At 57.9% G+C, this 12,173-nt stretch carries 7 protein-coding genes; 3 read left to right on the forward strand and 4 right to left on the reverse strand.

What is annotated here, in order from left to right:
* The first annotated feature begins 75 nt into the window (after positions 1–75).
* Positions 76–2,490, forward strand: coding sequence for a beta-glucosidase family protein (locus tag C0Z16_RS22065; RefSeq protein WP_102634268.1), 2,415 nt, complete (start codon positions 76–78; stop codon positions 2,488–2,490).
* A gap of 230 nt (positions 2,491–2,720) precedes the next feature.
* Positions 2,721–4,556, forward strand: coding sequence for a glycosyl hydrolase family 79 C-terminal domain-containing protein (locus C0Z16_RS37465; protein ID WP_158244509.1), 1,836 nt, complete (start codon positions 2,721–2,723; stop codon positions 4,554–4,556).
* Between the two features lie 151 nt (positions 4,557–4,707).
* Here C0Z16_RS37465 and ydiJ read toward each other — a convergent pair whose 3' ends face one another.
* From ydiJ to C0Z16_RS22085, 3 genes are read right to left on the reverse strand one after another with little or no spacing between them, the layout of a single operon-like run.
* Positions 4,708–7,767 (reverse strand): D-2-hydroxyglutarate dehydrogenase YdiJ, encoded by a 3,060-nt coding sequence (ydiJ, locus tag C0Z16_RS22075; protein ID WP_102634208.1) that lies wholly within the window; start codon positions 7,765–7,767, stop codon positions 4,708–4,710.
* 53 nt (positions 7,768–7,820) lie between these two features.
* Complete coding sequence (locus tag C0Z16_RS22080) at positions 7,821–9,086, reverse strand: MFS transporter (protein WP_102634209.1); 1,266 nt, start codon at positions 9,084–9,086, stop codon at positions 7,821–7,823.
* 53 nt (positions 9,087–9,139) lie between these two features.
* A complete protein-coding gene (locus tag C0Z16_RS22085) occupies positions 9,140–10,030 on the reverse strand; it encodes an amidohydrolase family protein (protein ID WP_102634210.1) in 891 nt (296 codons plus the stop codon).
* Positions 10,031–10,194: 164 nt separating this feature from the next.
* Here C0Z16_RS22085 and C0Z16_RS22090 point away from each other — a divergent pair, with 164 nt between their 5' ends.
* The gene (locus C0Z16_RS22090) at positions 10,195–11,082 is read left to right on the forward strand and encodes a LysR substrate-binding domain-containing protein (RefSeq protein ID WP_102634211.1); all 888 of its coding nucleotides are present in this window, start codon (positions 10,195–10,197) and stop codon (positions 11,080–11,082) included.
* Between the two features lie 179 nt (positions 11,083–11,261).
* Here C0Z16_RS22090 and rarD read toward each other — a convergent pair whose 3' ends face one another.
* On the reverse strand, positions 11,262–12,170 hold the full coding sequence (gene rarD / locus C0Z16_RS22095) for an EamA family transporter RarD (protein ID WP_244201310.1): 909 nt from the start codon (positions 12,168–12,170) through the stop codon (positions 11,262–11,264).
* Between the last annotated feature and the right edge of the window lie 3 nt (positions 12,171–12,173).

Consider the following 12,173-nt stretch of genomic DNA (forward strand, 5'->3'; position numbering starts at 1 on the left):
GGATTGCGAAACGAAATTGACGAGGCATTAACGTCAATCTCTATGAAGCGATCTATGGAGATAAAGGAGAGAGACATGGAAAAGCTACTGATGAAATCGGGTGTATCGATGATGGTGGGATTCAGTCTGCTATTGAACGGATGCGGTGGTGACAGCAATAGCGGTACGATTTCGGCAAGCAATCCGACTCCGTGGATGGACACGTCATTGAGACCCGAGCAACGCGCCGCCCTGCTTGTTGGGGCGATGGCTTTGCCTGACAAGGAAGAGCAGCTGGTCGGTGCGGCCGGAGTGGTTGCTGAACTTCCTCAATGCTACGGAGCCCGTCATATCCCCGGCCTCCCGAAATACCGCATCCCCACGCTCCGGATTACGAATGGACCAGTCGGCATAGGTCAGAACGATTGCGTTCCCTCGTCTTCGGCCGGCGGCGGTGTGGCTGCATTAACGAGTCCCAACTCCGCCAGGGCAACTGCGTTGCCATCTGCCATCGGGGTTGCTGCGTCATTCGATCGCGCTGTGGCGACGCAATTTGGCGACGTGATCGGGAAGGAGGGGACGAACTTGGCCCTCCATATCTTTGAAGCGCCTGGCATGAACCTGGCCCGGTTACCCGTCGGCGGGAGAAACTTTGAATATATGGGAGAGGACCCATATCTCACGGGCACGATGGGTACGGCCGAAGTTCGGGCAGTTCAGTCCCGCGGGATGATCGCGATGGCGAAGCACCTTGTGGCCAATGAACAGGAGACGAACCGGATGACGATTTCGGAAAACGTCGATGACAGGACATTGCACGAACTTTACATGCTGCCATTCGAAATGGCGGTGAAGGACGGACGGGTAGGCGCGGTGATGTGCTCATACAACTCCGTAAACGGATTTTCGATGTGCGAGAACCGGCATATCCTGACGGACGTGCTGCGTGGACAGTGGGGTTTTGATGGTTACGTGCAGTCAGACTTTTTTGCCGCGCATAGCACGGCTCAGACCATGCTCGCCGGGCTCGATAATGAGATGCCTGGAGTAAGTATTCCCGGTGTTACGACATGGTGGACCCCCGACAAGTTGAATGCAGCGCTCGCGTCGGGTCTGATCAAGACATCGGACATTGATACGGCGTTGGCCCGTCGCTACACGCAGATGTTCAAGGCCGGGATATTTGACCGTCCGCTCGTTCAAACGGCGATTGATGCAGCTACCGACGGTGTGGTCGCAAAGTCGATAGGCGAGCAATCAGCGGTACTTCTGCAGAATGACGGAACGCTGCCTCTGAGCAAGGGGGTTCAGAATGTGGCCATTGTCGGCAAAGCCTCCCAGGTCTTCGCGCAGCAGGCGGTGGCGGGCGGCAGCAGTGTGGGAAACCCAATGGGTTCGGGCGGGGGCAGTTCAGACGTTGCCGCGCTGTACACGGTTTCGCCGCTACAGGGAATGCAGGATGTACTCGCGAGTCTCGGTAATTCAACTGCGAAGGTTCATCTTGTTCTTGTTGACGATACCAACACGAACGCCACTATCGACGGAGCCAGTTCGACCTTCGCCGCCGTTCAGACCTTGATAGCGAGCGCGGATGCCGTCGTGGTGATGGCCGGTTCGATCTCCGAAGAAGGGGCGGATCAGGCTACTTTCACCGACGCTTCCGGCTTGAGCGTCGACCCCGACAAATATCTCAACACGCTTGACTGGTACGGGCCGAAGGCCAGTTCTCTTACGACAACCGGTACGGTGAAGAGCAGCAATACACTTGCCATGGTTCAAAGCATTGTCGCTACAAATAAGAAGACCGTACTCGTTCTGAAAGACAATGCGGTCGAAGCAATCGATCCGACGCTGCTCAAAGGGGGAGCGTCGGCGCCAGCTGCAATACTCGAAGCCTGGTTCCCCGGCCAGGAAGACGGGCATATCGTCGCGGACCTGTTGTTCGGTGTGGCGAACCCATCGGGGAAGTTGCCCGTTACCTTCCCGCAAGTGGGCCAGGGGTTCATGGATTCAATTAATGCCGCCCAATATCCGGGTATCTCAGTCAACGGAGTTCCGACCGTGACATACGCTGAGGGACTTAACATGGGCTATCGGTGGTACGACGCTATGGGCAAGAATCCCGCCTTTGAGTTTGGGTTCGGGCTTTCCTATACAACCTTCTCAGTCCAGAATGCTGCCGTTTCTTCAGGAAGCAACGGAATCTATAACGTCACCGCGTCGGTAACCAACACAGGGAAGATTGCCGGTGCGGAAGTAGTGCAGGTCTACGTTGGCTTGCCTTCATCGTCGGGTGAGCCGCCGAAACGCCTGGTCGGATTCCAGAAAGTTTTCCTGAACGCGGGTGCGTCTCAAACGGTGACGGTGAACATTGATCCGAATGGAAATAATCACCCGTTAAGCATTTGGGACAAGGACGCACAGCAGTGGAAAGCCGCCAGCGGAGGATCAACCGTGTATGTCGGCAATTCCTCCAGAACGCTCGCTACGGCTGGGACGATCACTCAATAAAGCTGTGCCTACGGCGGTCCTGGGGTCTACGTGACGGGCAATCAGCTCTTGTATGACGTCAAGGGTTAACGGGGCGAACGCATCTTTCAACTGGAAGAGGATCTTGGACGATGCGCCGTAGGCCTGCACGTCTTACACCCGATGCTTCGGATCCACCCAATTTGTTGAATCGGATATCGAATGGCGACTCCATGTTGTTAGCGCTATTCAAACACTTGAGGACGAATGTCATGAAAAAATCAAATGTCAGTCGCATCCATGAAAAATCGATCGGCTTTACCTGTCAAAGCAGGGCAAGTCTATTCATGTTATTTCCAATTCTGGGCACTCTTTCCATCGCGGGGTGCGGCGGCGGAGTAAGCAGTGATGACCCGTCGCTAATTCAACGATTTGCTGCCAGTTCACCCACTATTACGGCGGGACAAATCACCACGTTATCGTGGCAGGCCTCCGGATCAAAGTCCGTTTCACTGAGTGGTGTCACGGCGACGCCTGTAGCCTCGGCTGTCGTGGCGCCTTCGCAGACGACGACATACCATCTGACGGCAACCAGTGAAGTCGGTAAGTCAACGACCAGAGACGTGACAGTGACCGTTGCGCCTGCAACGACTGTCGGAAGCGTCACTGTGAATCCCGCACAACCGGGAAGGGCTATCCCCTCGGGATTCTTAGGGTTCTCGCATGAGTGGGGTCAAGCGCAACTGCTATTGGGATCACCAGCAGTTCCGAATCCCGTCTATAGACAGCTGATCGCGAATCTTGAGCAATATGGAGGCGGACCTGTCTCCTTACGGATTGGCGGCAGTTCGACGGACAGTACCGGAGAGCCCGACGCTAATACTGTTCCACCCTTTGCGCAGATGTATGCAGACAGCAAAAGCATGCCGTCAGGCGTTTCGTTTATTCTCGGGGTCAACTTTAAAGCGGGGAACGTAACGCTAGCAACGGACCAGGCAACGGCATATCTCAAGTCGATGCCTAGTGGATCTGTGCAGGCAGTTGAAATTGGCAACGAACCTGACCTTTATCAAAACACGACTTATCCGTTTTCTCAATTCCTGACGGACTTCCAGACTTTTGGTCATAGCATTCAAGCTGCGAATCCGGGAACTCTGCTTATGGGTCCGTCCATTGCTCGTTTCCCAAACACACAACTTTCGAAGCGTCTTCCACCGCGAACCGATTTCGCTACGACGGATCAGTTGAATACATTTATTCAACAAGAAGCATCCTCGCTTGCATTGGTGAGTTGGCACGCTTACGTTACGGCCGGTGCTAACGCAGGCAATACGGTTCCGTCAGGCTTTTTGCTTCAGCCGACCTCTTCGACCCTCAAGCCATCGTTAGTCGCAGCGTATGTGCCGCTTGCCACTGCCGCGGGGAAGCCCTTTCGAATGGCCGAGATGAATTCTCTATCGTCGTCGGGCCAGGATGGTGTGAGTAACGCGTTTGAAGCAGCACTCTGGGCTGTTGACACGATGTTTGAATTTGCGAACGTCGGAATTTCAGGGGTTAACTTCCACAGCAACAATTGGAATAGTTTTAATCAATGGGACGCATATGGGGCGTTCCACTTCAACGTCCCCGAGTCGCAGTACCTTGCGTCCAAGTCGATCGCGCCACCGAGCGGCACGCAGTTTTCGCAGCAATACTCGCTTCGCGAAGTACAGTCTCTTTACTATGGAATGTTGCTATTCGCGGAGTCAACAGGTCATCAGTCGAAATTGCTGCCTGTGGACCTGCAGACAAACACGAATGTCAAAGCATGGGCGACAATCGACCCAACGACAAACAAGGTTAACGTTCTGGTGCTCAATAAGGACCAATCTGCCTCCGGTGTAGTTTCACTTACAATCCCTGGATACAGCTCGGGTGTCGTAACCCGGATGATAGCGCCGACTCTCAGCTCCAAGACGGGTATTACGCTTGGCGGGCAGACGTTCGACGGTAGCCAGGACGGAAAGGCTGTGGGAGTAGAGTACGGAGAAACGATCACGGGGGAAGGCGGAAAGTTCACGGTGTCTAGTGGTGCAGCGAGCGCTTTTTTGCTGACACTCTCTAAATAGGGGGATGTCGTGTGTGCGGCAACTCTAGGTGCGCCGCACGCGGGACCATACCGTTGAACTCGGGAGCAATGCCCCACCGGGCGTTGTCACATTACCGATTACCCGCCCATGATTCGCCGGGTGACCGGTAATGTGACAACGCCAGGATAAGTCATCGACCGGATTTCACCGCGGCTCTGCTGCCGACCAGTGCGAGCAGGACTTGTACCGGGTGGGGCAGGGCGACCGCATCAATGGCGCTCGCCTGGCAGCGGCAAGAGTAGCCGGTCGCCATCAGCCTGCCACCGGCATAATGCCGTGCCACCGTCGGCCCCCAACTCATCTGGTAAATCGTTTCGGAGGTTGAGCGGTTCTGGGCTTCGTGCCCGTAGGTGCCGGACATGCCACAGCAGCCGACGGGCAGGACGTTCAACTGGGCGCCGCAAGCCGTGAAAACGCGTTCCCAGTTGTCCATTGCAGCTGCCGCATTCGTCCGCTCAGTGCAATGAGGAAGCAGGAAATACGGTTCGACGTCGTCCGAAATGTGGCTCCCGGCTGATGCGAGCGCTTGGGCCAGCCATTCCTGAAGCAGATAGACATGCGGCGAATTTGCCTCGCCGAGCGTTTCCTTGTATTCCGAGCGATAGATCAACGTCATCGCTGGGTCAATGCCGATCAGGGGAGTGCCGGTGCTTTCAAGGCGCTTGAGCATCGTCGCATTCTTCTCCGCGGTGCGGTGAAACTGACCGAGGAATCCATGCACGTGGAGAGGTTTGCCGCCAGGCAGAAAAGGAGCGAGCAGCGGATGGAATCCAAGTCTGTCGAGCAGGCGAAGGGTGTCGAGAACCAGGCCGGTTTCGAAGTGGCTGGTGAACGCGTCCTGCACGACAATGACAGCCCGGCGCGCTTGAGCTTCGACAGCAGCGATACTGGCCGGGGTCGCTATCGCGAAGCCGGCGCGGCGCGCTTCGGCGATCAGGTCGACACCGCTCAGCATCGGCACGCGGACCAGGCCGACGCGGCACAGCAGTGATTTTACGACGCGGCTCGCCAGCAGCGCGTTTACAAGCCAGGGTGCCTTGGCGAGCTGTGGCAGAGCAGGTTCCAGCCATGCCAGCAACAAGTCCCTGATTGGGCGTAGATAACGCGTGTGGTACAAGGCCAGAAATCTGGACCGAAAGGCGGGCACGTCGACCTTAACCGGGCATTGTCCCGCGCACGACTTGCAGGCCAGGCAGGTATCCATCGCCTCCTTCACCTCGTGCGAAAAGTCGTACTCGCCTCCGAGTTTGGCGACGGTATGGCGAAACCTCGCTGGAAGAGATGCGATCCATCGCAAGCCACCCGCCATTTGCCCGTTAAGATCATCGCCTTGTCCCTGCTGGCTTAGCAGGTATAGCCATTCGCGCAGCAGCGAGGCTCGGCCTTTGGGCGAGAAGCGGCGATCACGGAGCGCTTTCCATGACGGGCACATTGCGTCATCGGGATCGAAGTTGAAGCAGGCTCCATTGCCGTTACAATGCAGTGAATCCGGGAATGACCGGCGCAGTTCGATCGGAATGACGCGGTCGCGTTGGCCGCGCGTCGAAACCTCGTCCAGACGCAGGAGTGCCTGCCCGGCGGGCGCGGCAATCTTGCCGGGATTGAACTGGTTGTGTGGATCGAACACCGTTTTGATGTCCTGCAGCCGGCTGTACAACGGCCCAAAGAAGGCCGGCGCGTATTCAGAGCGCAGCCCCTTGCCATGTTCGCCCCACAGCACGCCTCCATATTTGCGCGTCAGGGCCACCACTTCGTCGGTGATCGAGCGAATGAGCTCTTCTTGCTCTGCATCCTTCATGTCGATGGCTGGACGGACATGCAGGACGCCGGCATCGGCATGCCCAAACATGCCGTAGACCAGACCTCTTCCGTCGAGCAGGGCGCGGAATTCGGCGATATAGTCAGCGAGATTCTCGGGTGGCACGGCAGTATCTTCGACGAATGGAATCGGGCGCCGTGCGCCTTTCAGGCGTCCAAGCAGACCGACCGCGCGCTTACGCATACCCCAGACCATCTCAACCTCTGCATGGCCGTTGGCAATCGAATGGCCGAGCACGCCAGAAGCGCTGCCCGCGCTGCTGAACAAAGCGAGGGCAGCGCTCAGCGATGCGTTCAGGGCATCAGAATCGTCTGCGGCAAATTCGATCAGGTTCACACCTTCAAGCGGTGAAGCAGCATCAGGAAAAAAGCGCTGGATCGCAGGCCAGGTATTGTCTTCACGTGCCAGGTGTAGGACGACGGCATCGACCGTTTCGATCGAGGTCGCATTCAGTCTCAGGAGTCGCGGTGCATCGCGCAAGGCTGCATCGAAGCTCGCGTAGCTGACTACAATCAGCGCCGTGAACAGTGGAATGGGCAACAGGTTAAGCTTCGCTTCGGCGACGAAGCCGAGACTGCCTTCCGAGCCGCATAGGATACTGTTGAGGTCAAACTGGCCTCGACTATCCCGGATATGAGCGAGATCGTAGCCTGTCAGGCTACGGTTCAGTTTTGGGAAGTGATGCTGGATGAGTTCGGCATCGCGTTTCTGAATTTCGTCGACGGTACGGTGCAAACGTCCGATTAGATCAGGGCGCGCCTTGATCTCCGCCAACTCCTCATCGTCGATAGGAGCGGAGGTCCAGGGCGTCCCGTCGGACAGCACCGTGACCAGTTCCAGCACATGATCGCGAGTCTTGCCGTATCGGCACGAGCCTTGGCCGCTGGCGTCGGTATTGATCATGCCGCCGATGGTGGCCCGATTGGAGGTGGAGAGTTCCGGGGCGAAAAAGAGCCCATGCGGTTTGAGTACCGCTTCCAGTTGATCCTTGACGACACCGGCCTGGACCCGCGCCCAGCGTTCCTCGACGTTGATCTCGACTATGCGGTTCATGTGGCGCGACAGGTCCACGACAACGCCGTCACCGAGGGACTGCCCATTCGTGCCCGTGCCCCCTCCTCGGGGAAACAGCCGCAGGGAATGAAATCGCGGATTCGAGGCCAGACGGGCGATCCTGATCAGATCCTGTTGCGTCCTGGGAAAGACCGCCAGCGCAGGCAGGATCTGGTAGATAGAGTTGTCGGTAGCCAGTGCCGTACGGTCGGCGTGCCCACCGCGGATGTCTCCCTCGAAACCGTGCATCCGCAGTTCCGTCGCGAACTCCAGATAAAGATTGTCGATCTGCGGAAGACGATCGAGACGCGGAATCATGAGGGGCTGCTCCGTTACGGGTTTTCGGCTTCGAGAAGGATGGGTGGACGACATCAGGAGATTTCTTTGCCTTTGGTTTCGGGCAGGAAGATTGCGGCGAGGAGGACGATGAAATAGGCGCCACCGGCGAACATGCCGATGGCCGCGCCCAGTCCACTCGTGTTTGCGAGATAGCCCACCAGGCTCGGGAAGAGCGCGCCGATGCCGCGACCGAAGTTGTACGCGAAGCCTTGACCGGTGGCCCGCACGGCGGAGGGAAAGAGTTCGGTTAGGTACGCTCCCATGCCGCTGAAGATGCCGGAGGCCGCGAAACCAAGCGGAAAGCCCAGGAAGAGCATCTGCTCGTTCGAGAGTGCGACGCGGGTGTAGATGTAAATGGTGACGCTCGAGAGTGCAGCGAAAATCAGCAGGTTGGCCCGGCGGCCCAGGCGGTCGGTCAGAACTGCACCTACCAGATAACCGATAAAGGATCCCAGGATGATCACCGACAGGTAACCGCCTGTACCAATGACCGACAGGTGGCGCTCAGTCTTCAGGAACGTGGGCAGCCAGGTCGTCACGGCGTAATAGCCACCCTGCACACCGGTGCAGAGCAATGCGCTCAGTACCGTCGTCTTGAGCAGTCTTGGCGAGAAGATGGACCAAGCGGACATCGGTTTTTCGCTGGCCACTTCCTGCTTGCGCGTGCGCTGATACAGTTCGGGTTCCGGAACGTTTTTGCGGATGAACAGCACCAGCACTGCGGGGACGACGCCGATCCAGAACAGGACGCGCCAGGCATACTCGTCCGGCAGCAGGGAAAAGGCGACGGTGTAGATCCCGGCCGCCACTGCCCAGCCGATCGCCCAGCCGCTTTGCACCGTGCCGACAGTGCGGCCGCGGTACTCGGTGCGGACCATTTCTCCGATCAGTACTGAGCCGACTGCCCATTCCCCGCCGAAACCCAACCCTTGCAGCGCGCGCAGCACGAGAATCTGATCGAAGCTTTGGGCGAAGCCGATCAGCATCGTGCACACCGAGAACCAGAGAATGGTGCCCTGCAGGACACGCACGCGTCCGATGCGGTCGGCCAGTATGCCGGCCAGCCAGCCGCCAACGGCCGAAAAAAGCAGGGTAACGGTGGCCAGCATGCCGGCCTGCCCTTTGTCGATGTGAAAAATGGTACCCAGCGTCGAAATGACAAAGGTAAACACCATGAAATCGAAAGCGTCGAGTGCCCAGCCGCCGAATGCGGCGATAAAGGTGCGACGTTCGGTCTGACTCATTTCGGCGATGAACCCGCGCCGTTCGGCCGGGTTCGTTTGACGATAGGAACTCATGTCCTTGTCTCCTTGCTTGTGCTTGTGAAATCAGGTGGCGCGGCTCTCGAGGCTCACGAAAAGCCATAGAGGCGAGCGGGATTGGTGACCAGGATGCGTCGGCGAATTTCTGCGTCTGGCGCCCATTCGGCGAGCAGGTTGAGCAGCCTGCCGGTGTCCGGCGTGCGGTTCAAGGATACGTGCGGCCAGTCGCTTCCCCACAACATGCGGTCCGGCGCGTCGTCGATCAGCGTCCGGGCGAAAGGAGTGACGTCTTCGAAGGTTTGAAAGCGGTCGCTGATGCGATAGGCGCCCGACAGTTTGACCCAGTAACCGTGATCGGTGACAAGGCGCCGCAGCGCGGCAAAGCCCCCATCCTCGAGGCCGGCGGCTACGGGCATGTGCCCCAGATGATCGATGACGCCCGCGACTGGCAGGCTCGCCATGCGTGGCATCAGTTCGGGCAGGTGGCGAACGTCCATCAGGAACTGCATGTGCCAGCCAAGATGCTTGATGCGTTGGGCGAGCGTCTCCATCGCCGCGAAGCCGATGCCGCCACCGAACAGTACATTGATGCGCAGACCGCGCACGCCGGCTTCGTGCAGCGTTTCCAGCTCCCGGTCGGTGACGTCGGGAGACACGACGGCGACGCCCCTCAGGCGGTCTGCGTGGCGCCGCAGCACTTCGAGCATGCAGCGGTTATCCGTGCCATACACACTGATTTGGACCAGTACGCCGTAGGTCATGTGCAGAGCGTCGAGCATGGCCAGATATTTGCCTTCAGTAGCTGGCGGCGGTGTATAGCTGCGTGCGGCTGCAGCCACCATCGGATAGGCAGAATCGCCAGAGATTACGTGGGCGTGGGTATCGACCGCGCCATACGGTACGTCGAAGGCAGGGAGCTCAACCTCGTCGTGCGGTGCGGCGCACGGCGGTGCCGACTCACTATGGGTCGGTTCGTTCATCTGTCGCCTCCATCTGAAACATTGGGGATCATCCCGCGACCGCGCGTGATTTTCACGCGCGGCAGGCGCTCTGAAGCCTACGCTAAACTTGTGTATCGCCAGTCTATGTTGCCGTGGCGACGCCAAAAAGCGTATTATTTTCCGCCTAAGCATGAGTTCTATGAATGAATCCTCGTACTCTTACCCCTTCTATGTCCCTCCTGCTAGCTTTCGAGGCCTCGGCGCGGCACCAGAGCTACACCAGGGCTGCCGAGGAACTCTCCCTGACGCAAAGTGCGGTCAGCCGCCAGGTGCAAGCACTGGAGGAGCTTCTCGAGGTCCGGCTATTTCAGCGCAAAGGACGACGGATCGAACTGACCGATGTTGGACGAATGTATATGCGCGGCGTGGGTGTCGCGATTACGGGTCTACGGAATGCGACGTTGCAGGCCATCGCGTATCGGTCGGGGGGCGGTATCCTGAATCTGGCGGTGCTGCCTACCTTCGGCGCGCGTTGGCTGATGCCGCGCTTGCATTCGTTTTACGCCGCAAATCCGAACGTGATCGTTCACATGCATTCCAGAATCGGATATTTCGATCTCGAAACGGCAGGCGTGGATGCGGTGATAGGCGTCGGCAACGGCGAGTTGCCTGGCCTTATATCTCATCGCCTGCTCGAAGAGGAACTCGTTGTTGTCGCTAGTCCAGACTTGTTGGCCCGACATCCCATCAAATTGGCACGCGACCTGGGTTCGCTGTTGCTGCTGAGGGTCGCTACGCGGCCGAACGTTTGGCAGGAGTGGTTCGATGCTTGCAACGTCAAGCTACGCGGCTCCTATCTAGGACCAACCTTCGAATTGACATCGCATCTGATCCAGGCAGTGGCGACAGGTATTGGGGTCGGTCTGGTTCCGCGATGCCTGGTTGAGGAGGAGTTGCAGTCAGGCAATCTAATCGTGCCTTTTGAAGCTCCCTATGTCAGCGGGCTCAACTATTACTTTGCCTACCCCACTCAGAAGGCAGATTTACCGTCGATCGCTGCTTTTCGCGACTGGCTCCTGGCAATCAACTAGACATCATGTATGGGTGCGACGTGAGGTCGCGTAGAGGATTGTTTCAGCTGGCCTGTCCCAGCGAGGAAACCGGCTGTTCCGTCAGCCGTTCCCTACCGGCGCATGCGATCTCGGTAACGAGGTGGTATGAAGCCGCCGGCGGCGTAACCCACCCACCTCAAGGTCAAGAAACGATAGAGCTAGGCTGGTGAGCCAAAGAACTGCCTACGCACATGTAACGCGCCGTCTACAACAAGTAGCCCGACAGCGGTCCAGATTGGAATATAGGTCATCATTTCGTCCGGCTTGATCCGCTCGCCGATCGCGAGCGCCACGAAAACAATGAGTACCGGTTCAACATACCCGAGGAGGCCGAACAGGCTGAAGGGGAGCTTGCGGCTCGCGAGGATGTAGGTCATGAACGCGGCCGCGGTGAGCATACCCAATAACGGCACAAGGACGTAAAGGCCGGGCGCGCGCTGGAAGGCCGCGCCCATATCGGCATCTTTAAAAATGAAATAAGCCGCCACAGGGAACGTGAGGAGCATGTCGAACCAGAGACCGCCAAGATTATCGGTTCGCAGCTTCTTTCGCGCGGCAAAATAGAGTGGGAAGCCCGCAGCCACAAAAAGGGAGAGCCACGAAAAGTGGCCGACGAAGTAAAGCTGATGCAGCACGCCGAGCGCAGCACTCACCGTCGCGATAGTCTGCAGCAGCGACAACCTCTCACGGTAAAAGATCTGTCCCACTAGCAGCAGGGTCAGAGGGAGCATGAAATACCCGAGCGACAGGTCCATCCCGCGCTGGTTGATGGGAGCCCAGAGGAAAAGCCATTGTTGTGAGCCGAGCAGCGCGCTGCTTGCGCAAAGTCCAACGAGGAGCCAAGGTTCTTTTTTGATTCGCGCGAAGAGAGCTGTGATGTATCGTGATTCGTTTCCTACCACCATCAGCATGGTGAGAAACGGCAGCGTGAGAAGCATGCGCCAGGCAAAGATCTCTTTCCCATCAAGAGGGACGAGGAGCGTCGCATAGAAGTAAAGCCCAGCGAAGAGAGCTGATGAAGCTAATGAACAAGCGATACCGAACCTGAGCAAAACAACACCGTACAAGGT

It is taken from the genome of Paraburkholderia rhynchosiae (assembly GCF_002879865.1).
GTDB classification, from domain to species: domain Bacteria; phylum Pseudomonadota; class Gammaproteobacteria; order Burkholderiales; family Burkholderiaceae; genus Paraburkholderia; species Paraburkholderia rhynchosiae.

Bases quoted from the DNA above. Each gene is read 5' to 3' on its own strand.
- C0Z16_RS22065 (WP_102634268.1), top strand. From the start codon at position 76: ATGGAAAAGCTACTGATGAAATCGGGTGTATCGATGATGGTGGGATTC.
- C0Z16_RS37465 (WP_158244509.1), top strand. From the start codon at position 2,721: ATGAAAAAATCAAATGTCAGTCGCATCCATGAAAAATCGATCGGCTTT.
- ydiJ (WP_102634208.1), bottom strand. From the start codon at position 7,767: ATGATTCCGCGTCTCGATCGTCTTCCGCAGATCGACAATCTTTATCTG.
- C0Z16_RS22080 (WP_102634209.1), bottom strand. From the start codon at position 9,086: ATGAGTTCCTATCGTCAAACGAACCCGGCCGAACGGCGCGGGTTCATC.
- C0Z16_RS22085 (WP_102634210.1), bottom strand. From the start codon at position 10,030: ATGAACGAACCGACCCATAGTGAGTCGGCACCGCCGTGCGCCGCACCG.
- C0Z16_RS22090 (WP_102634211.1), top strand. From the start codon at position 10,195: ATGAATCCTCGTACTCTTACCCCTTCTATGTCCCTCCTGCTAGCTTTC.